Source organism: Rathayibacter sp. AY2B9, assembly GCF_002931595.1.
Taxonomy (GTDB): domain Bacteria; phylum Actinomycetota; class Actinomycetes; order Actinomycetales; family Microbacteriaceae; genus Rathayibacter.
In genome coordinates this window covers 1-22,529 of sequence record NZ_PSUB01000004.1, presented here as the reverse complement: position 1 = coordinate 22,529, position 22,529 = coordinate 1, and the positions used below count along the sequence as shown (strand labels likewise).

Here is a 22,529-nt window from a genome sequence, read left to right as displayed (position 1 = left end):
CGGCGCAGGAGAAGGGACCGCGCATGCGGATCATGTTCGTCGTCACGTCGCTGCACGGCGGCGGTGCCGAGTTCGTCGCCCGCACCTGGATGGGCTGGCTCCTCGAGCAGGGCCACCACGTCGACGTCGTCACCACCTCGGTGAAGGGCACCGACGAGTACCTCCCCGAGGGCGCGGTGCTGCACCGCATCGGCGAGGGCAAGGGCCACGTCGGCAAGGCGCGGATGCTCAAGGAGCTGTTCCGCCGCCGCACCCCCGACGTCGCGGTCGCCCTGCAGGGCTACCCGAACATCGTGCTCCTGGCCTCGGCCGAGATGACCGCGAAGGCGGACCGCCCGAAGACCATCGTGAGCGAGCGCAACCTCGTCTCGCTCGGAATCCCGGGCTTCTCGAGGACCCAGAAGGTGCAGCTCGGGCTCGCCAAGACGCTCTACCGCCGCGCCGACCACGTCATCGCGATCTCGCACCCCGTCGCAGGCGAGCTCGTCGCCGGTTTCGGCGTCTCGGGCGAGCGCTGCACCGTCGTGCCGAACCCGGCGACCGCCAAGGTCGACCGCTCCCGCCAGGTCTCGCGCACCCCCGGCACCGCGGCGGGCCTGCAGATCGTGCTGCCCTGCCGCCTCGTCGTCCAGAAGCGCCCCGAGCTCGCGATCCTCGCGGCCGAGGAGCTGGAGCGCCGCGGCATCCCCGCGAAGGTCGTCTCCTTCGGCGGCGGCCCGCTGCTCGGCAGCATGAAGGCGGAGGCGACCGCGCGCGGCGTGGACTTCCAGGACATGGGCTGGGTCGAGGACTGGTTCCACCACTTCGACGAGAACGCCGTCGTGCTGCTCCCGTCGCTGCGCGAGGGCTTCGGCAACGTGCTGGTCGAGGCGGCCGCCGCCGGCGTCCCCTCGGTCGCCGTGTCCGGGGCGCTCGGAGTCGCGGACGCGATCGTCCCCGGCCTGACCGGCGAGCTCGCGCTCACCCCCTCCGCCTCCGACCTCGCCGACGCGCTGATCCGCGCGAGCGAGCTCGAGATCACCGGCATCGACCGCTGGCTCGACCGCTTCTCGCTGGAGTCCAGCGGCCGCGACCTCGAGACGGTGCTCCGCCGGGTCGTGGGGCAGAAGTGACCCTCGTCTCGGTGGTGGTCCCGGCGCACCAGGAGGAGGCGCACCTCGCCTCCGCCCTGGAGCGCCTGCTGCGGCAGACCCACGCCGAGCTCGAGATCCTCGTGGTCGACGACGCCTCGACCGACGGGACCGAGGCGATCGGCCGCGCGTTCGCCGAGGAGCACGAGCGGATCCGCTACCTCCGCCAGGACGAGAACCAGGGCGTCGCCGCCGCTCGCGAGCGCGCTGTCGGCGAGGCCGCCGGCGAATGGGTCTGGCTGGTCGACGCCGACGACGAGTGGCCGGAGACCGCGGTCGAGGCCATGCTCTCGGCGGGGGAGGCGGGCCGCGCCGACGTGGTGGTCGCCCAGGCGGTCACGGTCGACGCCACCGGATCCACGCCCGTCGGCTCCCTGCGCGGCCCGCTCGCGCTCTCGGGCCGGGGCGCCTTCACCGCGCTCCTGGTCGGGGAGCTGACCGGGCACCTCTGGAACAAGCTGTTCCGCCGCGAGCTGTTCGACGGCATCGAGTTCACGCGGATCCGCCAGCACTCGGACCAGGCGCAGGTCGCGCAGCTGCTCGCCGCGGCCGACGAGGTCGTCGTCGTCCCCGACTCCGTCTACGAGTACCGCCTCCGCTCGGGCTCGATCATCCGCTCGGGCGCGAAGCGCGCCGACTCGCTCGCCGGGCTCGCCGCCGTGATCGAGCGGACGGCCCGCGGGCTCGACCCGCGCCTCCTCGACTCGCAGGACTACTCCTACTACCGCGCGCGCTTCTCCCTGCTCTCCCGCTTCAAGGACGCCACCTCGGGCGCACACAGCCCCGAGGAGGCCGACCGGCTCTGGCGGGCCGCGCACGACGAGGCGGGACTCCGGCACCTGGTCGCGCTCGTGCGCCGGCGCGACCTCAAGCGCTCCGTCCTCTTCGGGCTCGCCGCCGCGGCGCCCGCGCTCTACCGAGCGGCGATGAGCGCCGGGAACGGACGCCGGTGACCGTCGTCTCCCCGGTGCGCGGAGAGGCCGGAGTGCGCTTCCCGGCAATCGAGTCCTCGTCACTATTCAGCCGAATGTGCGGCGCGGACGATACACCCTTAGTCTTGATCCTCGGTCGTATTCTGCGACCGAGCCTGCGTCCTTCTCTGAGCCTTGTTCACCTCGGATGGAATTCACGAGCGGTACGACCGGGCACAAGGGGGAGAGAATGAAGCTGCTGAAGCCTGCGGGCGGGGCCCGACGCGAATGGGTGGATTTCGCCAAGGGTGCCGCCATCCTGATGGTCGTGTACTACCACACGTCGTTGTACCTCGGTGACATCGGGGTCGAGAACACTCTCGGCCGCATCAAGGTCGTGTTCGAGCTGTTCCCGATGCCCCTCTTCTTCCTGGTGTCCGGTCTCTTCGGCTCGCGCATCCGCACCTGGAGCTTCCCCGACCTCTGGCGTCGCAGGCTGTACCCGCTGCTCTGGCTCTACGTGGTCTGGTCCGTGATCCGCATGGCCTTCTACCTCGTCGTGCCGCTCGCGAACGGCGGACTCGGCGAGCTCCCCGCGACCGACCCGCTCAACCTGCTCCTGCTGTTCTTCTGGCCCAGCAGCAGCTACTGGTTCATCTACGGCCTCGTCCTCTTCACGCTCGGCGCGTGGCTCCTGCGCAAGGTCGACCACCGTGTGCAGGTCGCCATCGCCGCGGTGATGGGGACGATGTTCACCACCGGTCTCGTCAACACGACCAACGTGGGCTGGAACCGCATCGGCGCCCTGTTCGTCTTCTTCCTGGTGGGCACGCTCTACTCGAAGAGGATCATCGACTTCGTCGAGCAGAAGGGGAGCCGCGCGTTCCTCTACGTCACTCCGGTCTTCGTCGTGCTGAGCGCGGTGCTCTTCCTCTTCCCGATCCGCTGGGTGCCGTTCCTCGCCCTCGCCGGCCAGATGGCCGCCGTCGCGATGGGCATCCTCGTGTCGCGGGCCCTCTCCCGAGTGCGATTCCTGAACTTCTTCACGATCTGCGGCGAGCGCAGCCTGCACATCTACCTGCTGCACCTCTACTTCATCGTGATCGCCATCACGGTCCTTCGGGTGATCCTCCCCGAGGACCGCTCCGAGATCGGCGGCTTCGAGGTGCCGCTGCTGCTGGTCGTGATGGTGCTCGCGGTCGTCCTCTCGCTCTTCGTGACCGGCTACCTCTCGAAGGTCAAGTGGATCTACGTCCCCCCGGCCGCCCTCGGCGGCCCCGGCAAGCGGCGCAAGCCCGTGCCCGTCCCTGCGCGCGGCCCCGGAGTCGTCTCCGATCCCGTCGCGGTCCCGGCCGATGAGCCCGGCACCTCCCCCAGTTACGAGAAGAAGAGAGCGGAGTCCCACGAGTGAAGACGACACGAGCACGCAGAGCCGGAGTCCTGGCGGCCGTCGTGGCCGTCGCCCTCGGGCTGGCCGGCTGCTCCTCGCAGCCCGAGCCCGTCCGCACGCCCGACGGCTTCACGACGGAGAAGGCGATCGAGTACCGCTCGGTCGACGGCGTCTCGCTGAAGGCCGACGCCTGCCTCCCCACCGCGGGCGGCACCGACCGCCCCGCGCTGCTGATGCTGCACGGCGGAGGGTTCGTCGACGGCGCCCGCGACGAGGGCGGGATGACCGAGCTCTGCGAGTACTACGCCGAGCGCGGCTTCGTCTCGGTCTCCGTCGACTACCGCCTCCTCCAGGACAGCCGGTACCCCGGCCAGATCGAGGACGCGCAGGCCGCCGTGGAGTGGCTGCGCGAGCCCGCGCAGGTCACGCGCTTCGGCCTCGACCCCGCCCGCATCGGCGTGATGGGCAGCTCCGCCGGAGCGATCATCGGAGCGACCATGGGCACGCTCGGCGAGGGGTCCCTCACCGAGGGCTCGCGGGTCAAGACCGTCGTCGCCTTCTCGGCGGTGGCCGACATGACCGAGACCGGGATGTCGCTGGGCACGCCGGTGCCCGAGGCGAAGGAGCAGATCCTCTCCTACCTGGACTGCGACGAGATCGACTCGACGACCTGCCCGCAGAGCATCCCCGCGTCGCCGATCACCTCGGTCGACTCCACGGACGCCCCGCAGATCTGGCTGACCTCCGAGGACGAGCTCGTCCCGGTCGAGCAGGCCGACGCGATGCAGGTCGCCCTGCAGGACGCCGGAGTGGCGTCCGAGGTCGGCGTGGACGGCTCCGGCCACCACGGGCTCCAGAACAACACACCGAACAACAAGAAGGCGATCCTCGCCTTCCTGCAGGCACACCTCTGATCCACCGCTCCCGCGCGAAACCTCGCGGCCGGTTCCGCGCAACGCGGACGACACATCACGACGCTACAGTCAGACCCCCTGCACTCCGGTGCAGTCGACGAAAGGGACACCACACACCATGACCTTGAACGGACTGTTCGCCGGCATCGGCCGGAGGTGGGTCTACATCGTCGCCTTCGCTCTGCTCGGCGCCGTGGCGGCCCTGGTACTCAACGCCGTCCTCCTCCCGCAGTACAAGGCGGACGCACGCGTGTACGTCGCGGTCTCCTCGTCCGGAGTCCTCTCGACCGCGGACCGGGTCGCGGCCAACAGCGCCGCCTCCCAGGCCACGGTCACCTCCGTCGCCCTCGGCACCTCGGACACCGTCCTGCAGGGCGTCATCGACGGCCTCGGCATCGACGAGCCCATCGAGGACTTCGCCAAGCGCGTGACCGTCCTCGCCGAGCCGGAGTCCGTGGTCATCACGATCTCGGCCACCGACCCCTCGCCCGAGCAGGCCGCGGTCATCGCGAACGCGGTCGCCGCTCAGCTCGACGCGGCCGTGAAGGGGGCCGACCCGACGACCACCACGAACGGCGTCGCCGTCCCGCAGATCCAGCTCCAGGTGCTCAGCCAGGCGCTCCCGCCGGAGCTGCCGGTCACCGGTGGCATCCTCGTCCTGCTCGCGCTCGGCATCCTCGGCGGCGCCGTGGTCGGCGTGGGAGTGGCGATCGTGTTGACCGCCCTCGACCGCCGCCTCCGCAGCGGCGACGACGTCCGCTCCGCGATCGACCGGCCGCTGCTGGGCATCGTCCCGGTCAAGGCCACCAAGCTCGACGAGATGCTGAACTCGACCGAGATCCCGGCCCGCTACTCGGCCGTCGCGTTCGAGCTCTCCGCCATCGCGCGCACCCGCTCGTACTCCTCCTTCGCGATCGCCCCGGCGTCCGAGAAGACCCCGCACACCGCCAGCGCGGTGCTGCTCGCGAAGGCGCTGGCCGTGCTCGGCTCGTCCGTCGTGATCGTGGACGGCACCGCCGAGGGCTCGGCTCTCGCTTCCGCCTCGGGCGGACGCCCGGGCCTGCGCGAGGTGCTCGCCGGAGCCGCCTCGCTCGACGACGCGATCATCAAGCGCTCGACCGACCGCGTCGACCTGCTCCCCGCGGGTGGCGCCCAGGCCGGCACGCCGATGCCGACCGACGCCCTCCGCGCGCTGGTCGAGGAGCTCGAGAAGGTCTACGACATCGTCCTGATCGTCACCGGCACTCTCGGCGCGACCGAGCAGTCGCCGACCTTCCGCGGCGTCGCCGACGGAGCCGTCCTCGTCCTGATCGAGGGCAAGGTCGACTCGCCCCAGGCCGCCGCCGACGTGCACTGGATCGAGACCGCCGGCACCCCCGTGGTCGGCGCGGTCGTCCTGGCCCGCCACAAGCTGCAGAAGGCCCCCGCGATCGTCTGATCGCGTCCTCGCGCGCTGCGGAGAGCGCACCCCGGCCCCGGCCGCGGTGCGCTCTTCCGCGTCCGGGGACTGCACCGCTTGTCCGGGGCGGGCCCGTGCGGGCTCTGCGAGGCCTGGCCGGCCCGTCCGCCCTCCCAGTCTCTCCGGCGCCCACTGCGGCCGGACCAGGCCCTTCTCCGTCCCCCGCGAGCCCGTTCTCACCCCGCGAGTCCGCACGAGTCGCGGCAGTCGCACGCGAGCACGCCGACTTCCGCGGACTCGAGAGGAGGCGGCGTCCCCGTGCTGGGGCCGCGGGCTCTCCGGGGCGGGCCCGTGCGGGCTCTCCAGGGCATGGCCGGCCCCTCCGGACCTCCTCCGGCCTCTCCAGCGCCCGCCGTGGCCGGACCAGGTGCCTCACCGGCTCCCGGGAGCCCGCTGACACCGCGAGGCCGCAGAAGTCGCGGTACCCGCGCGCGACTCCGCCCACTTCTGCGTGCTGGAGAGGCGCGGGCGCGTCAGCCGGGCTCTGATCGCGTCACCGTCCGACCGGCCCACTCCTGCGGCCCCGGAGACGCCGAGCGCCCGCCGGCGCCCTCGCGAGTCCGCGGTGGTCGCGGTCGTCGGGCGCGACCCCCGCCGTCCGCCCCTGGTCGGCGGGAGGCGGGCACACGCAGAACCGCCGCCGTCGAGGGGACGACGGCGGCGGTTCTGCGCGCGGGGAGCGGATCAGGTCACGGCGTGCAGGCCACGTTCCCGATCAGGTCCTTCCCGGAGTTGGAGCAGCTCAGCGTGTTGCCGCTGGTGGACCAGTTGGACGGCTGGTGGAGGTAGACCACCGCGTTGCTGGTCTTCAGCGCGAGGTTGCCGCTGATGGTGTTGTCGTTGCCCGAGCCGTCGGCGCGGGTGATCACCTGGTAGCCGTAGGTGGTGGTGCCCGCGGCGGAGTTGCCCGCGGCCAGCCAGCTGTTGCCCGAGACCAGGATCAGCGAGACGACGTCCGAGGCGAGCCGCGACCCGCCGAGGACCGTGTTCCCGATGATGTCGCCGTCGAGGGTGCCCTCCTTGGCCTCGATCGGCTCGGCGCCGGTGTCGCTGATCGCGTTGTCCACGACCGCGATGCGGGCCGTGCGGTCAGGGTTGCAGCTGTTGTACTCGCACCAGTTGCGGTCGGAGGTGCCGACGTAGACGCCCTCGCCGTACTTGGCGGAGACGATGCCGGTGCGGCGGATGGTGCTGCCGACGATCAGGGAGTCGGTGGTCTGGTTGCGGAAGTGGACCGCCTCGTAGCCGATCTCGCTCACCGTCAGGCCGGCCATCTGGACGCCCTTGCTGGCGAGCACCTGGATACCCTGGAAGGAGCTGCGGACCGAGAAGCCCACGAGGTGCACGTCGCTCACCGTGTTCAGGATGAGCGCGGTGCCGCTCGAGGTGGATCCGGAGGTGAGGACCGCGTTGGGCGAGCCGCAGATCCAGATCGAGCCGGGCTGGGCGGCGGTGCCGCGGAGGGCGAACTTGCCGGTGTAGACGCCGTCGGCCAGGCGGATGACGTCGCCGGAGGAGGGGTTGGTCAGGGCCGTGACGAGCTGCGCCGAGGTCGACACCGTCTTGGTGGCGGCGGGGCAGTCGAAGGCCGCGAGCAGCGAGGCGCGGGAGGCGAGGATGTCGGCCGAGGTGGTGGCCGACTCCTTCAGCCGCGAGTCGCGGCCGGCGTCGTCGGTCGCCGTGACGGTGTACGTGTAGGCGCGTCCCGCCTCGGCGGTCTCGTCGCGGTACTGGCGCACCGGGTCGGCGACGGTGCCGACGACCGTGTCGCCGGAGCCGTCCTCGTTCGAGCGGTGCACGTCGTACGAGACGACTCGCGAGCTGAAGGGCGCGTCCCAGGCGACGGTGTAGCCGTCGGTCAGGGGGGAGAGCTCCACGGCGTCGGTCGCGAGGCCGTCCTCGGCGAGGACGAACGCGTCGATGATCAGGTTCTTGTCGGTCGACTTGGAGTTCTTCGTCCCCGTGTAGGAGATGGTCACGGTGTGCGTGCCCTCGGCGAGGTCGGTCGTCTCGTAGACCGGCACCTGGTACTGCGCGGTCGAGCTGTAGCGGTCGACCTTGGTGACGGGTCCGCCGTCGACCGAGACCGCGGCGATGCCGGAGGAGGAGGTCTTCCGGCTGATCCAGCGCCACGACGTGCCGACGAAGGTGAACTTCACCGATCCGGCGGAGGTCAGGTACTTCATCCCGCCTCCGCTGTCGCCGCCGGCCATCGATCTCCACGAGCCGGTGTACTGCAGCGCGGGGTCGGTCTCCTGCACGAGGAGGCTGGTCGCTCCGGAGGGGTCGAGCACGGGGCCGTCGTCCTCGCCGCCGCCGGTCTCGTCGGTCGGCTCCTCGGTGGCGGGAGTCGCGCGGGTGATGTCGAACGCGTCGATGACCAGGTTCTTGTCGCTCGCGGAGCTGTTGGCCTTGCCGCTCCAGGCGATCTTGACCGTGTGGACGGTGTCGGCGAGGTCCTTCTTCGTGAACACCGGGACCTGGTACGCCGTCGTCTTCGTGTACCGGTCGACCGAGGTGCTCGCGCCGTCGACCGTGACGGTGGCGATGCCGGCGGAGGCGGTGGTGCGGCTGACCCAGCTGAAGCCGGTGCCGCGGAAGCTGAACGAGACGGAGCCGGTGCTGTTGAGGAACTTGATCCCGCCGCCGCTGTCGCCGCCCGTCATCGTGCGCCACGAGCCGCTGTAGGTCAGCGAGGAGTTCGTCTCCTGGATCCGCGTGCTCTGCCCGGCGCCCGGGTCGAGAGTGGCCGCGGAGGCGGCGGGCGCCGCGAGGGGGGCGACCAGGATGCCGAGAGCGGCGATCAGAGCGGTGGTGAGGGAGAGGCGTGCGCGTCGTCGGCGAGGGCGGGTCGGGTCTGGCGTCGTCTGAGGATTCACGATCGGCTCCGGGTCTTCGAGGGGGCGTCGGGGGCGGTTCGAGGGGGCTGCTCAAGGGGGTGGTGCTGGTCCTCCCGACGCTATAGACGGGCCTTGCGACTGATGGCTGGATGAGACGGATTCAGGTTGTAGTGCCCCATTCGGGCGTGGTGGTCGGGCTAATATCAGCGATTCCGCTGAAGGACTGGCGAACCGCCGCGCATGCGTGTACACGGAACGGTCACACGCGCTGTCGACGACGGATCGGAGGGCGGATGTCGGATCGGGAGGGGACTCCGGGAATGCCCGTCCGCGGAATGGACGAGGGGGAGTGCTACTCGGTCGAGGAACGGCGACCCTACCCGGCGACTCTGGACACGGCCCCGGGCCGGGCCGCTGGGCGAGAGAATTGACCGGGCGTTCACCGGGCCGACCCCGCGCCGAAACACTGCGATGATGGGCTCTCCACTGGTGATCGCCGTCGCACCCGCGTCGTGGATCACCCGCCGCGGGCGAGCGGCGGTCCCGACGAGAGGGAGGACGCGATGGACACGGCCACGACCGCGACCGGCGACCGCCCGTCCACCCCGCCGTCCCGGGAGCGCCCGAGACGCCACCGGAGCCGCGCTCGCACCGTGATCGGACGGCTCCTGCTCGTCCCCCTCGTGGTGCTCGCCCTCTTCGGCGCCGGGATCCCGCTCTACGTCACGCCCCCGATCGACCCGATCCCCGAGCAGGCGGACGCGGTCTTCGTGCTCGGCCCGTCCACGAGGGCGCGCGTCGAGTTCGCCCGCCGGATCATCACCTCCGGAGCGACGGACACGATGGTGCTCTCGGTCGGCCCCGGCGAGATGAACGCTCCCTACGAGGCCAAGAAGTACAAGAAGTGCAACGAGCCCGGCGGCGACGTCCTCTGCTACTCCGCCGACCCGCTCACGACCCAGGGAGAGGCCCGGCAGCTGCGCGACATGGCCGAGCAGTACGGCTGGGACCACGTCATCGTGATCACCAACGCCTCCCACCTCGTGCGCGCCGAGATGATCATCGAGCGCTGCTACTCCGGCGAGCTCTCGATGGTGCCCTCGGGGGAGCCGATGGGCCTGGACTACCTGGTGAACCAGTACGTCTACCAGACGGGCGCGTTCCTCAAGGCCTTCCTGGTCACCAACGGCTGTTGACGCGAGCACTCCTCCTCGAGCCGCCGAGCCCGCCTGCGCTAGTCTGCCCGGGGCGCCATCGGCCCCGAGCCCGCTCCTGCGGAGCCCGGCCGGCCCGGCCCACGACGGCAGCGCGGCAGGAGGATCGACCGGGGAGACCCGCGACGCTCCCCGCTCCGCACCGGTCACCCCCACGCGAACCCCTCCGAAAGGCCCGCCCGTGACACCTGCCCGATCGATCTTCGCCGTCGGCCGCGGCCAGTACGAGAACATCGGCGACATCATCCTGCGCCGCCAGCTCCTCGACTGGCTCCGCGAGTCGGGTCCGCTCCACGTCTACGTGGGCCACTCGCCGTGGGGCTACGACGACGGCCTGCGCCTGGGCCCGGACGACACGGTGTACCGCTCGCTCCTGCGCTGGTACGCGGCGCTCGCTCGCGAGGCCCTCGCCGGCCGGGCGAACTCGGTGTTCAAGCCGGGAGAGATCCAGCTGACCCTGATCGGGATGAAGGAGCACCTCGTGATGCTCCCGGGCATCGCCCTGGTGCGCCTCGGCGGCGGCCGCGTGATCCGCGCCGGCGTGGGCACCCGCAACTTCGCCCCGCTGCCCCGCGCGATCATGTGGCCCTCGATGGCGCTCTCGAGCTACACCCGCTGGCGCGACGACAAGACGGCCGGCTACATGCGCGTCGGCGCCGCCATGCCCGACCTCGGCTACGGCGAGGGCTCGAGCGACGCGGAGCTGACCGCGTTCGCCGCGCAGCCCGACGAGGAGCGGCGCGTGCTGGTCCTCTCCCTCCGCGAGGACCACGAGGTGGACGCCCGCCCCTACCCCGAGCAGGAGTGGCTGGCCGCGATCAAGGGCTTCGCCGAGCGCGAGGACCTCGACATCGTCGTCGTCACGCAGGTCGCCGTCGACGCCGAGCGCTCCCGCCGTCTCGCCGCCGACCTCGACGCGGACATCCTCGACTGGGATCCGGCGCACACCCACGACGAGCACGAGATCCTGCTGCGCGAGCTCTACCGCACGGCCCGCGTCGCGATGAGCGACCGGCTGCACGTGATCATCATGGCGTTCACCGAGGGCGCGGCCCCGGTGAGCCTGCAGATGGACGGATCGACGAAGGCCTCGCGCCACTTCGAGACCATCGGGATCCACGACGTCACCGTCGACATGTCCCGGACGACCCCGGCCGCCGGCGTCGAGACCTTCTCCGCCGTGGTCGCCCGCCGGAGCGAGCTGCTCGAGAAGCTGCTCGTCGCCCGCGGACGCCTCCGCGGCGTCCGCGACGACATCCAGGCGCTGCTCGCCGTGCCGCCCCGCAGCCGCCCGGCCGCCGCGGCAGCCCCTGCCGGCCCGAAGACGCGGGTGTACCACGTCGGCCGCAGCGGAGAGGTCCCCGGAGGCATGACGCAGGTCGTCAACGGGTACCTGCGCTGGCCGTTCGAGCGCTCGGACGTCCGGGTGATCTCCTCCCGGACCGCTCCGGGCGAGCACGTCGCCGCGGCCCGCCTGGCCGCCGGCGCCGCCGCCCGCATCGTCGCGATCGCGCGCCGGGAGCCCGGCGCCGTGATCGTCGTCCACCTCTCGGAGCGCGGCTCGTTCCTCCGCGAGGGGTCCCTCCTCCGCCTCGCGCACCGTCTCGGACTGCGCACGGTCGCCCACCTGCACGGCAGTGAGTTCGCCGCCTTCACCGCCGCGCACCCGCGCCTGGTGAAGGACGTGCTGCGCAGCGCGGACGAGATCATCTCGCTCTCGGAGGAGACCTCGGCGATCTGCCGCCGCTACGTCCCCGCCGAGCGCGTGCACCTCGTGCCCAACGCGCTCGAGCAGGGCACCCCGCGCGAGAAGACCCGCACCGTCGTCTTCGGCGGCGTCGTCAGCCACCGCAAGGGCGTCGACGTGCTGCAGAAGGCGTGGGCGCAGGTCGAGGGCAAGGAGGGCTGGCGCCTGCTGGTCGCCGGTCCGATCCGCGAGCCGGAGGTCGTCGACCGCGGCGTCCCGGGGATCGAGTTCCTCGGCTCGCTCGAGAACGCCCGCCTGCTCGCCCTGCTCGACGAGGCGTCCATCGCCGTCCTACCCTCGCGCGACGAGGCGATGCCGATCTTCATCCTCGAGGCCCTCGCCCGCGACGCCGCCGTCGTCTCGACCGCGGTCGGCGGCATCCCCGAGGTCCTCGGCGACGGCTGCGGCCGCGTGGTCGCGCCCGGAGACGTCGAGGGCCTCGCCGCCGCGCTGACCGAGCTCATCACCGACGAGGACGCCCGGGCCGAGGTCGTCGAGAAGGCCGGGGCGCGCTTCCGTAAGCGCTTCTCCGCCGACGCCGTGTTCCCGCGGGTGGAGGAGGTCTGGCTCGGCTGAGCCGCCTGCGACTTCGCCCCGGATCGCGCCCCGGGCCCCGCTCCGGGCCTGGGCGGAGCCGCGGGAGCGTAAAATCGGTGGAGTCCGCGTCGCCGTGCCGTCGCGCGCCCAGCCGTCCGCTCCCGGACTCCTTCTCCCTCCATCCCAGAGAGGCTCGACCGTGGCCATCGCCGCCGACTCCGACCGCCGCCTGTGGACCCTGCCCCTCGCGCGCGCCGTGATCGCGGCGGTCGCCGGCTGCGTCGTCACCTTCTCGCCCGACCACGGGCCCTCCTTCGGCCTCGCCGTCTTCGGCGGCTTCGCGATCGCGACCGGCGCCGTCTCGCTCGCCCTCGGGCTCCGCAGCTGGAGCGGCCGGGCCCGCCCGCTCGCCCTCGGCTCCGCGGTGCTCACCCTGGTCGCCGGAGTCGCGGCGCTCGTCGCACTGCCGGTCGCCAACCTGCTCTCCTTCGTCGCCCTCGTCGCCGGCTGGGCGCTGCTCTCCGGCTTCCTCGAGTTCTCGAGCGGCCGCCGCGGTCAGGGCCTCGCCGCCCGCGACTCCGTGATCGTCGGCATCGGCACGATGCTCCTCGGCGCCGCATTCGGACTCCTCCCGCCCCACCCCGTCGTCACCGTCGGCCTCCTCGGCGCCTACGCCGTGATGGTCGCCGTGTTCCTCGCCATCGCGGCGTTCTCGCTCAAATGGGCCGCCGGCGCCGACGCAGCCACCGGACACGATCCCGTCGCCCCCACGACACCGACCTCCGGAGGAGACCGATGACCGCCGAAGGCCAGCAGCCCGACCCCGCCTCTCCCGCCGACCGCGCCTCGGCGGCCGACTCCGCCCCGACGCGCGACCCCGGCGAGTTCACGCCCCGCACGTTCCAGCCGACCCGCAAGGACCGCCTGCGCCCGCTCGAGCTCATCGGCTTCTCCGCGGTGATGGCGGCCTTCGTCGGCCTGGTCGTCATGCTCTCGACCCGCGAGCCGGTCGTCGCGCTCATCTCGTTCGGCGTCGCCTTCATCGTCGTGCTCGTCGCGATCGCCATGTTCTCGCTGACCTTCAAGCCGGACGAGGCCGAGATCGCGGACATCGACGAGCAGGACTCCGCACACTAGGCGAGGGACGGCTCCGCCTTCCCCAGCCGGCCGGGAGCACGCCGCGCGGGCGGATAGTCCCTTCCGCCGCGCATGCTGATGGAGCAGCCCGGAGGGCGTCTCGAGATCCCGCCTGCGCACGCGGGCGCCGCTTCCGCGTCGGTGGTCGCGCGTAGCGTGCGGAGGGTGGCGGAGGCGATCGGGCGGTGGTGGCAGAGGCGGCGGTTCTCGCGCGGCGCCGACGTCCCCTACGCGGTCGGCACCTACCGGGAGGCGTGGGCGTCCTACCCCGTCCTGGTGCGGCAGTACCGGCCCGAGTACAACGAGGGCATCGTGCTCAGCCAGATCCCGCCCGCGGCCGACGTGTACCTGTGCTGGCTCTGCGACGCCGGACACGTCTTCGTCGCCACCCCCGAGGAGCAGCGCCACCGTCCCGGCCGGGAGCGGCGCCGCTCCTCCTGGTGCCCCGACTGCGCCGAGCTCGCCTCGCCGCGCGTGCCCCGGGCCGCGCCGATGATCGGCGGCCGGCTCGCCGAGGTGCTCGCGCCGGCGGCCGCCCCCGACGACGACTCCTTCGTCCTCCTGGCGCCGCCCGCCGTGATCGCGCGGGGGCTCCCGACGTCCGCGTCGCCCACCGGCCGCGGGTCCGTGTCACCCGCCGACCCGAGCGGATCCGCGCGCGCCGCGTCGTCGACTCCTCCGTCCGCTCGATCCACCCCTCCAGCTGCCGCCGCTCGGGCCGCGCTCCCGCCCGCGTGTGCCCGAAGACGCCGGACCTCCCCGTCGGCGAGCCCTTCGCGAGCCGGTGCGCGCCTCCTCCCGCCTCCGCCGTCGAGGCCCGGCTCCGGGCCCTCCTCGCCGAGCGCCTCGTCTTCGACCCGGCCCACACGGCGGTGCGTCTCGCGCGGCCGTTCTTCGAGCACTGCGAGGCGTGGCCCGACCTGGTGCTCGGCGAGCTGCGCGTCGCGATCGAGTACGACTCCACCGGCCGTCACGGACTCGAGCACGTCGGACACCGCGAGGAGGCCGACCGGCGGAAGGACCGCGCGCTCCGCTCCGCCGGCTGGGAGGTGGTGCGCATCCGCACGGGGAAGCTGCTGCCGCTCGGCCCCCACGACCTGGTCGCCACGGGAGTCACGGCCGCGCTGGCGGACCGCCTGGTCGACCGGCTCCGCGATGTCCGCGGTCCGCTGCTCGTCGACGCCTGGGGGCGCTGAGCGCGTCGCGCGGCGGCTGCGGGACGGTCCTCCGGGATCCGTCCCCGTCGCTCCGTCCCCGTCGCTCCGTCCGGTGTCCGGCTCGGCGGAGCGGGACCCGCGGATGCAGTGCCGGCGAGTGGGAACCGTCGAGTGGGAACCGGCGAGTCGCAGCGGTCGAGTCGCAGCCGCCCGCTCGCAGCCGACGCGTCAGAGCCGCAGGGCCAGCGCCTCGCTGCGCCAGCGGCGGTGCAGCGCCCAGGGGTCGGGCTCCCCGGCGCGCACGGTCTCGATGTGGGCGTCGAGCGCGGGGCTGCGCGCGAACCACTCCGTGCGCTCCAGGCGCTCGTCGGCGAACTGGGCGTGCCGCTGCTGCTCGAGCGCCCGCCCGCCGCGCTCGAACGCGAGGAGCTCCTCGTGCCGGAGTCGGTGGAGGCGCTGCCGGGGATTGCCGCTGGTGCCGATCTTGATCCGCTCGCCGAAGCGGATGTAGTAGACGACGTCGACCCGGGGCGGCGGCAGCTCGCCGTCGGGAGCGTCGCCGAGCCGCCACTCGCAGGCGGCGCAGAGCCAGGCGGAGGGGAGCCGGACGCCCAGGCGGGACCCGCACGCGGCGCACGGCGAGGGCAGGGCGTCGATCACGCCGTCCTCCCGGGCGACCCAGTCGTGCGCGAGCCCGAGGTGCGCGGCGCAGAGCGCGAGGGGGGCGCCCGTCTCGGCCGAGGAGGCGCACCCTCCGATCGCGCACGCTGGCATGCCGCCGACGCTAGGTGCGACCCCCGACATCGCGCCGCCGTCGACCGCGCCGCCGCGAGCACGCAGGAGTCCGAGTGCTCGCGCTCGAGGACGGCGGCATCCGCGCGCTCGCTGCCCGGCGGATCAGCTCAGACGGTCGACCAGCGACGAGGCGAGGCCCGTGTAGCCGCCCGGCGTCAGCGCCAGCAGGCGCTCCTTCGCCGCGTCGCCGATGTCGAGACCCTGCACGAAGACGGCGAGGTCGTCGGCACCGAGGCGCTTGCCGCGGGTCAGGTCCTTCAGCAGCGCGTACGGGTCGGCGATCGAGGACCGGCCGGCCGCCACCTCCGCACGGATCACCGTCTGGATCGCCTCGGCCAGCACCTCCCAGTTGCCGTCGAGGTCGGCGGCGAGGGCGGTCGGGTCGAGGTCGATCTCGAGCAGGCCGCGGGCGATGTTGTCGAGGGCGAGGAGGGAGTGGCCGAACGCGACGCCGATGTTGCGCTGCGTGGTCGAGTCGGTGAGGTCGCGCTGGAGGCGCGAGGTGACCAGGGTCTGCGCGAGCGAGTCGAGCAGGGCGCTGGAGAGCTCGAGGTTCGCCTCGGCGTTCTCGAAGCGGATCGGGTTGATCTTGTGCGGCATCGTGGACGAGCCGGTCGCCCCGGCCTGGGGGATCTGCCGGAAGTAGCCGAGCGAGATGTAGGTCCAGACGTCGGTGCAGATGTTGTGCAGGATGCGGTTCGCGTGCGCGGCCCTGCCGTAGAGCTCGGCCTGCCAGTCGTGCGACTCGATCTGGGTGGTCAGCGGATTGAAGACGAGGCCGAGGGAGGTGACGAACTCCTCCGCGAGGGCGGGCCAGTCGGTGCCGGGGTCGGCGGCGAGGTGCGCGGCGAACGTGCCCGTCGCTCCGCTGAACTTGCCCAGGTACTCCGTCGCCTCGATCTGCGCGACGACCCGCTCGAGCCGGTAGGCGTAGACGGCGAACTCCTTGCCCATCGTGGTCGGGGTCGCGGGCTGGCCGTGGGTGCGGCTGAGCATCGACTCGTCGCGGTAGCGGACGGCCAGCTCCCGGAGCGACGCGACGACCGAGCGCAGCTTCGGCAGCCAGATCTCGCCGACGGCCTGACGGACCACGATCGCGTAGGAGAGGTTGTTGATGTCCTCGCTGGTGGCGGCGAAGTGGGTGAGCTCGGCGATGCGCTGCAGGCCCAGCTCCTCGAGCCACTGGCGGACGAGGTACTCCACGGCCTTCACGTCGTGGCGGGTGCGGGCCTCGAGGGTCGCCAGCTCGTCGATCTCGGGCTGGCCGAAGTCGCGGGCGCGGCGGCGCAGCTCCTCGGCGGTCGCCGCGTCGACGGGCTCGGAGCCGAAGAGGCGGCGGTCGGTCAGCGCCAGCAGCCACTCGACCTCGACGTGCACCCGCGCGCGGTTCAGCCCCGCCTCCGAGAGGTACTCGCCGAGCGACGAGACGGCACCGCTGTAGCGGCCGTCGAGGGGGCTCAGCGGCTGGGTGGGGAGCGAGGTCATGCGGTAGTGCCTTCCGGTTCTCAGGTGTCCTGCGCGAGGGCGGCGCGCGCGTCGGTGGAGTCGGGGCGGACAGAGCGGTTGCCGCGCAGTCCTGGTTCGATCTGGGCGAAGAGGGCCCGGCAGGCGCGCTCGATCAGCGCGAGCACCGAGTCGAACGCCGCCGCATCGGAATAGTAGGGGTCGGGGACGTCGCCCTGCGGGGAGAGGCCGGGCTCGAAGTCGAGCAGGCGGCGGATCTTCTGCCGGTCGACCTCGGTGCGCGCCCAGGAGCGCAGCGCGCGCTCGTGCCCGTGGTCGAGCGCGACGACCAGGTCGAACTCGGCGAAGCGGGACGGGTCGAAGAGCTGGGCGCGGTGGCGGCCCCCGTCGAAGCCGTGCCGCTCCAGCGCCGCGAGGGCGCGGCTGTCGGCGTGCTCGCCGAGGTGCCACTCGCCGGTGCCGGCCGAGCTGATCTCGATCGCGGAGCCGAGCCCCGCCTGCTCCGCCAGGGAGCGCAGCACCACCTCGGCCATCGGCGACCGGCAGATGTTGCCGGTGCAGACGAAGCACACGGCGAAGGCCGAGGGCGCAGGGGAGTCGGGGGTCACCCGCCCATCATGGCGCACCGCGGCTCCTCCACAGCAGGCCGATCGCGGCGGCCGTCCACCGATGGCGCGCGAGGCCTCCCGGGCGGTGGCGGCGCGGCCGATGCTGACTGCCGAGGCCGCGGTGTCAGTCCTGACGGCGGCGGAGGAAGGGGCGCAGGAGGAGGCCGATGAACCAGTTCACCAGGGCGAGCACGAGGGCGCCGAGCACGCCCCACCAGAAGCCGTCCACGACGAGGCCGAAGCCGAAGAGGCCGCTGATCCAGGCGGTCACGAGCAGCAGGAGGCCGTTGACGAGGAACGAGACCAGGCCGAGCGTCAGCACGTACAGGGGGAACGCGACCACCCGCACCACTCCGCCGACGACGGCGTTGACGACGCCGAAGATCACCGCCACCAGCAGGTACGTGAGGACCGCCGCGGCGGGGCCCTCCTCGTACGGGTCCACGCGCACGCCCGCCACGACCAGGGTCGTGAGCCAGATCGCGACGGCGTTGGTCAGGAGGCCGAGGAGGAGTCTGCTCATGCCTCCACTATCCCCGCAGGCGGGGCGCGCCGCGAGCCGGGGCTCAGGTGAGGGGCCCGCCGATGGTCGGCTCGGGCGCAGGAGTGCAGAGGCGGGGGTCGTCGGCGCAGGTCCGCGGAGGGAGCACCGCGGTGGGCTCGGGCTGCGGCAGGGGCTCCGCCGTCGGCTGCGGGGCCTCGGTCGGCTCGGGGGCGGGCGCGGGAGCCGGCTCCGGAGCCGGGGGATCGGGCGTCGGCTCCTGGGTCGGCTCGGGCGCACTGGTCGGCCGGGGAGCTGCGGGAGGCGCGGGGCGCGGGGGAGGAGCGAATCCGCTGCCCGGCTCCGGGACGAGCGGCTCGCGCGCCTCGATCACGGCGACGGCCAGCGGAGCGACCGCGGCTCCCGAGGCGAGAGCGCTCCGGAGCTGCTCGACCGCGTCGGTCAGCACCGCCCGCCGGGACGTCGATCCGCGACCGGAGGCGAGGGTCGACGTGGCGAGGCCGAGCACGCGCTCGGCCAGCGCCGTCCGCTGCTCCCCGGCCGCGGTCGTCGCGGTGGTGATGGCGTCGGCCGAGACTCCCTCGAGCGCTGCGTTCAGGGATCCGATCGCCACCAGCAGATCGGTGCGGGCCGCGCCCGCGACGGTGCCGTCGGTCGCGGTGAGGAGCGCGAGCGAGTCGTCCCGCAGCGCGAGGCCGGCCTCGCGCGCGGCGGTGTAGGCCGGAGGCGCGGCGACGTCGATGGACGTCTCGCGGAGAGTCGGGGTCGCCTGCGTGCCCTCCGCGGAGGGCGTGCATCCGGTGAGCGCGCCGGCGGCGACGAGCAGGGCGATCGCGGCCGTGGCGCCCCGGAGGAGCGGGCGCGCACCCCCGCGCCGCTCGGCTCGCCCTCGACTCCGCATCACTGCACCCTAATCGGGGGACGGCCGCCGTGGGCGCCGGTCAGCGGGGCGGTTCGCGCATCCGAGACCCGGGTCCGCCGCACCTCCGGGCCGCACCGGCGGCGCTCGACCGGTGGGAAGGGGGCATGGCGCACGCCCGTCGAGGGCGGGGGACGGCGCGCGCGGAACGGCGGGGCGCCCGCCGCCGCGCCGCCTAGCATGGGGCGGGTGACCGACCAGCAGGAGCCTCCCGTCCGCCTCCGCCCCGAGATCCTGGCGCTCCCCGCCTACAAGCAGGGCCGCGCGGCCGCCGCCGACGCCTTCAAGCTCTCCTCCAACGAGAACCCGTTCGACCCGCTGCCCTCCGTGCTCGCGCGGGTCCGCGAGGTGGACGACTTCAACCGGTACCCGGACGCGGCGGCGACCGCCCTGCGCACAGCGCTCGCCGCGGAGTACGGCGTCCCGATCGAGGAGGTGATCGTCGGAGCCGGCTCCGTCGCGGTCATCGCCCAGCTCATCACCGCGGCGGCGGGCCCGGGCGACGAGGTCGTCTACGCCTGGCGCTCGTTCGAGGCGTACCCCTCGCTCGTCACGACCGCGGGCGCCACCAGCGTGCGCTTGCCGCTCCGCGCCGACGACACCCACGACCTCGACGCCATGGCGCAGGCCGTCACCGAGCGCACCCGCCTGCTGATCGTCTGCAGCCCCAACAACCCCACCGGCACCGTCGCCACCGCCGACGACGTCGAGGCGCTCCTCGAGCGCGTCCCGGGCGACGTCCTCGTGCTCCTCGACGAGGCCTACGCCGAGTTCGTCGACGACGAGCGGGCCGTGGACGGCACCCGCCTTCTCGGCCGCTACCCGAACCTCGTGATCGCCCGCACCTTCTCCAAGGCGTACGGCCTCGCCGGCCTCCGCGTCGGCTACGCGATCGGCCACGCGCGGATCCTCGACGCCGCCCGCTCCACCGCCATCCCGCTCTCGGTCACCCGGTTCGCCGAGACCGCGGCGGTCGCCTCCCTCGAGCACCGCGAGGAGCTCCTCGAGCGCGTCCACCGCATCACCCGCCTCCGCGACGACCTCTGGCGGGCGCTGCTCGACCAGGGCTGGACGATCCCGGAGTCGCAGGCGAACTTCCTCTGGTTCGACACCCGCGACGACACGGCGCGGGCCGCCGAGGTCTTCGAGCGCGCCGGGGTCGTGGTCCGCGCGTTCCCGCCGGAGGGGATCCGCGTCTCCGTCGGCGAGGCGCGCTCTGTCGACAAGCTCCTCAGCGCGGCGGCCGAGATTGTGGCTTCCCTCCCCGAGGGCCACCCCGCGAGACGGATAGGTTAGTCGGGTGGTAGCCACCAGCACGGAGTCGCCGACTGTCCAGTTCCTCTCCGCGGACGGGCGGTTCTCGCCGACCCCCGCGGCCGAGCAGTACGCCTCCTACCTCGACGGGGTGGACGAGGCGCAGCACCGCTCCTTCTACCGCGAGATGGCGGTGGTCCGCCGCTTCGACACCGAGGCCGCGAACCTGCAGCGCCAGGGCCAGCTCGGACTGTGGGTCCCGAGCCACGGCCAGGAGGCGGCGCAGGTCGGCTCCGCGTTCGCGATGCGTCCGCAGGACCACGTGTTCCCCTCCTACCGCGAGCACGTCGTCGGCAAGATCCGCGGCATCGACCTGCTCGGCGTCCTCGCGCTCCTGCGCGGCACGACGCACGGCGGCTGGGACCCGACCGACCCGACCAACGGGAACTTCCACCTCTACACGCTGGTGCTCGGCTCGCAGGCCCTGCACGCGACCGGCTACGCGATGGGCCTCACCCTCGACGGAGCGACGGGCACGGGCGACCCCGAGAAGGACGCGGCCGTCGTCGTCTACTTCGGCGACGGCGCCTCCAGCCAGGGCGACGTCAGCGAGGCGATGGTCTTCGCCGCGAGCTACCAGGCTCCCGAGGTCTTCTTCCTCCAGAACAACCACTACGCGATCTCGGTCCCCGTGGCCACGCAGTCGCGCAGCCCCCTCTACCTCCGCTCCTCCGGCTTCGGCATCCCCGGCGTGCAGATCGACGGCAACGACGTGCTCGCGAGCTACGCGGTCACCGCCAAGCACCTGCAGGACGCGCGCTCCGGCGGCGGTCCCCAGTTCATCGAGGCGCTGACCTACCGGATCGGCGCGCACACCTCGAGCGACGACCCGACGAAGTACCGCACCGACGACGAGCTCGCCTCGTGGGTCGCGAAGGACCCGATCACCCGCTTCGCCGCGTTCCTGCGGAGCGAGGGCGTGGAGCAGTCCTTCTTCGACGAGGTCGACGAGGAGGCGAAGGACTTCGCGTCCGACATCCGCCGCCGCCTCCTCGCCCTCGAGGTCCCTCCCACGGGCGTCATGTTCGACCACGTCTACTCGGAGCCGCACGTGCTCGTCGAGGAGCAGAAGGCGTGGCTGCAGCGCTACGAAGAATCGTTCGGAGGCGAGTGATGACGATCGACACCAGCACGACGGCCGCGCAGCCGCCCCTCACCGGGTCGCAGCTCGAGTCCATGTCCATGGCCAAGGCGCTCAACGCCGGCCTCCGCCGCGCGATGACGCAGGACGACCGAGTCCTCCTGATGGGCGAGGACATCGGCCCCCTGGGCGGCGTCTTCCGCATCACCGAGGGCCTGCACGCCGAGTTCGGGGCGAAGCGCGTGCTCGACACGCCGCTCGCCGAGTCCGGCATCGTCGGCACCGCGATCGGGCTCGCGATGCGCGGGTTCCGCCCGGTCTGCGAGATCCAGTTCGACGGGTTCATCTACCCGGCGTTCGACCAGATCACCTCGCAGCTGGCCAAGATGACCAACCGCCACGAGGGCGCGATCACCATGCCCGTCGTCATCCGCGTGCCCTACGGCGGGCACATCGGAGCGGTCGAGCACCACCAGGAGAGCAACGAGGCGTACTTCGCGCACACCGCGGGCCTGCGCGCGGTCAGCCCGTCGACTCCCAACGACGCCTACTGGATGATCCAGGAGGCCATCGCCTCGGACGACCCCGTCATGTTCTTCGAGCCCAAGAGCCGCTACTGGCCCAAGGGCGACGTCGACCTCAGCGGATCCGCCGCGCCGCTGCACGCCAGCCGCGTCGTCCGCCAGGGCACCGAGGTCACGCTGGTCGGCTGGGGCCCGATGGTCGCCGTCCTCCTCCAGGCCGCCGAGCTCGCGGGCGAGGAGGGCACGAGCGTCGAGGTCGTCGACCTGCGCTCGCTCTCCCCGATCGACTGGGAGCCGCTGCTCGCGTCGGTCCGCAGGACCGGCCGGCTCGTCGTCGCGCAGGAGGCGTCCGCGAACGTGAGCCTCGGCTCCGAGATCGCGGCGACCGTCACCGAGCGCGCCTTCTTCTCGCTGGAGGCGCCGGTCCTCCGGGTCGCCGGCTTCGACACCCCCTTCCCGCCCGCCAAGGTCGAGAAGCTCTTCCTCCCCGACGTCGACCGCGTGCTCGAGGCCGTCGACCGCTCGCTCGCGTACTGACGCGCGCGACATCCGCCCGCACGAGCACACAGGAGTCCCCCGATGACAGAGCAGTTCCTCCTCCCCGACGTCGGCGAGGGCCTCACCGAGGCCGAGATCGTGGCCTGGAAGGTCAAGGTCGGCGACGAGGTGGCCGTCAACCAGGTCCTCGTCGAGATCGAGACCGCCAAGTCGCTCGTCGAGCTCCCCTCGCCGTTCAGCGGCACCGTGGTCGACGTGCTCGTCGACGAGGGCCAGACGGTCGACGTCGGCACCGCGATCATCACCGTCCAGGCCGGAGCCGGCTCGATCGGCTCCGAGGTGCCCGCGATCCCGGCCCACCCCGCGCAGGCCGCCACTCCGCCCGCCC

At 72.8% G+C, this 22,529-nt stretch carries 20 protein-coding genes; 14 read left to right on the top strand and 6 right to left on the bottom strand.

The genetic code is table 11. The features are described 5' to 3' along the window. Positions 1 to 23 precede the first annotated feature (23 nt). From C5C25_RS05405 to C5C25_RS05385, 5 genes are all read left to right on the top strand, one after another. On the top strand, positions 24 to 1,112 hold the full coding sequence (locus C5C25_RS05405) for a glycosyltransferase (protein WP_181067812.1): 1,089 nt from the start codon (positions 24 to 26) through the stop codon (positions 1,110 to 1,112). Beyond that, positions 1,109 to 2,083: a glycosyltransferase family 2 protein gene (locus C5C25_RS05400; protein ID WP_181068399.1), complete on the top strand. Its 975-nt coding sequence runs from the start codon at positions 1,109 to 1,111 to the stop codon at positions 2,081 to 2,083. Before C5C25_RS05405 ends, C5C25_RS05400 begins: the two co-directional genes overlap by 4 nt. A 208-nt stretch (positions 2,084 to 2,291) precedes the next feature. Continuing rightward, positions 2,292 to 3,452, top strand: coding sequence for an acyltransferase family protein (locus C5C25_RS05395; RefSeq protein WP_181133639.1), 1,161 nt, complete (start codon positions 2,292 to 2,294; stop codon positions 3,450 to 3,452). Then, positions 3,449 to 4,345: an alpha/beta hydrolase gene (locus C5C25_RS05390; protein WP_104247646.1), complete on the top strand. Its 897-nt coding sequence runs from the start codon at positions 3,449 to 3,451 to the stop codon at positions 4,343 to 4,345. Before C5C25_RS05395 ends, C5C25_RS05390 begins: the two co-directional genes overlap by 4 nt. Before the next feature lie 118 nt (positions 4,346 to 4,463). Continuing rightward, positions 4,464 to 5,783, top strand: a complete 1,320-nt coding sequence (locus C5C25_RS05385) for a Wzz/FepE/Etk N-terminal domain-containing protein (protein ID WP_104237963.1) — start codon at positions 4,464 to 4,466, stop codon at positions 5,781 to 5,783. Between the two features lie 710 nt (positions 5,784 to 6,493). Here C5C25_RS05385 and C5C25_RS05380 read toward each other — a convergent pair. Beyond that, positions 6,494 to 8,683 (bottom strand): hypothetical protein, encoded by a 2,190-nt coding sequence (locus C5C25_RS05380; RefSeq protein WP_104249970.1) that lies wholly within the window; start codon positions 8,681 to 8,683, stop codon positions 6,494 to 6,496. A gap of 524 nt (positions 8,684 to 9,207) precedes the next feature. Here C5C25_RS05380 and C5C25_RS05375 point away from each other — a divergent pair. The 5 genes from C5C25_RS05375 to C5C25_RS16945 all read left to right on the top strand — a co-directional run bounded on the left by C5C25_RS05375 (position 9,208) and on the right by C5C25_RS16945 (position 14,475). Further along, positions 9,208 to 9,840, top strand: coding sequence for a YdcF family protein (locus C5C25_RS05375; RefSeq protein WP_104233546.1), 633 nt, complete (start codon positions 9,208 to 9,210; stop codon positions 9,838 to 9,840). A gap of 199 nt (positions 9,841 to 10,039) precedes the next feature. After that, a complete protein-coding gene (locus tag C5C25_RS05370; protein WP_104249969.1) occupies positions 10,040 to 12,181 on the top strand; it encodes a glycosyltransferase family 4 protein in 2,142 nt (713 codons plus the stop codon). 160 nt (positions 12,182 to 12,341) lie between these two features. Continuing rightward, a complete protein-coding gene (locus C5C25_RS05365; protein WP_104249968.1) occupies positions 12,342 to 12,941 on the top strand; it encodes a DUF308 domain-containing protein in 600 nt (199 codons plus the stop codon). Next, complete coding sequence (locus C5C25_RS16795) at positions 12,938 to 13,279, top strand: hypothetical protein (RefSeq protein ID WP_258069348.1); 342 nt, start codon at positions 12,938 to 12,940, stop codon at positions 13,277 to 13,279. The genes C5C25_RS05365 and C5C25_RS16795 overlap by 4 nt, the downstream gene beginning before the upstream one ends. Before the next feature lie 734 nt (positions 13,280 to 14,013). Beyond that, entirely contained in the window at positions 14,014 to 14,475 is a 462-nt protein-coding gene (locus C5C25_RS16945; RefSeq protein ID WP_308470791.1) for a hypothetical protein, read from the top strand. A gap of 189 nt (positions 14,476 to 14,664) precedes the next feature. On the opposite strand, the gene C5C25_RS05350 is transcribed toward C5C25_RS16945, so the two are convergent. The 5 genes from C5C25_RS05350 to C5C25_RS05330 all read right to left on the bottom strand — a co-directional run bounded on the left by C5C25_RS05350 (position 14,665) and on the right by C5C25_RS05330 (position 18,706). Further along, on the bottom strand, positions 14,665 to 15,210 hold the full coding sequence (locus C5C25_RS05350) for a GIY-YIG nuclease family protein (protein WP_104249967.1): 546 nt from the start codon (positions 15,208 to 15,210) through the stop codon (positions 14,665 to 14,667). A 123-nt stretch (positions 15,211 to 15,333) separates the two neighbouring features. After that, on the bottom strand, positions 15,334 to 16,716 hold the full coding sequence (gene purB / locus C5C25_RS05345; RefSeq protein ID WP_104249966.1) for an adenylosuccinate lyase: 1,383 nt from the start codon (positions 16,714 to 16,716) through the stop codon (positions 15,334 to 15,336). Positions 16,717 to 16,736: 20 nt separating this feature from the next. After that, positions 16,737 to 17,303, bottom strand: coding sequence for a low molecular weight protein-tyrosine-phosphatase (locus C5C25_RS05340; protein WP_181027248.1), 567 nt, complete (start codon positions 17,301 to 17,303; stop codon positions 16,737 to 16,739). A 124-nt stretch (positions 17,304 to 17,427) separates the two neighbouring features. Next, positions 17,428 to 17,826, bottom strand: coding sequence for a phage holin family protein (locus tag C5C25_RS05335; protein ID WP_104237970.1), 399 nt, complete (start codon positions 17,824 to 17,826; stop codon positions 17,428 to 17,430). Between the two features lie 43 nt (positions 17,827 to 17,869). Next, on the bottom strand, positions 17,870 to 18,706 hold the full coding sequence (locus tag C5C25_RS05330; RefSeq protein ID WP_104346608.1) for a hypothetical protein: 837 nt from the start codon (positions 18,704 to 18,706) through the stop codon (positions 17,870 to 17,872). A 198-nt stretch (positions 18,707 to 18,904) separates the two neighbouring features. Between C5C25_RS05330 and hisC the strand changes: the two genes are divergently transcribed. The 4 genes from hisC to C5C25_RS05310 all read left to right on the top strand — a co-directional run. Beyond that, positions 18,905 to 20,020, top strand: a complete 1,116-nt coding sequence (hisC, locus tag C5C25_RS05325; protein WP_104249965.1) for a histidinol-phosphate transaminase — start codon at positions 18,905 to 18,907, stop codon at positions 20,018 to 20,020. A gap of 4 nt (positions 20,021 to 20,024) precedes the next feature. After that, complete coding sequence (locus C5C25_RS05320; RefSeq protein ID WP_104226633.1) at positions 20,025 to 21,152, top strand: thiamine pyrophosphate-dependent dehydrogenase E1 component subunit alpha; 1,128 nt, start codon at positions 20,025 to 20,027, stop codon at positions 21,150 to 21,152. 62 nt (positions 21,153 to 21,214) lie between these two features. Continuing rightward, positions 21,215 to 22,180, top strand: coding sequence for an alpha-ketoacid dehydrogenase subunit beta (locus tag C5C25_RS05315; protein ID WP_181027250.1), 966 nt, complete (start codon positions 21,215 to 21,217; stop codon positions 22,178 to 22,180). A gap of 42 nt (positions 22,181 to 22,222) precedes the next feature. Continuing rightward, a partial coding sequence (locus C5C25_RS05310; protein ID WP_308470790.1) for a biotin/lipoyl-containing protein occupies positions 22,223 to 22,529 on the top strand: 307 nt, incomplete at its 3' end.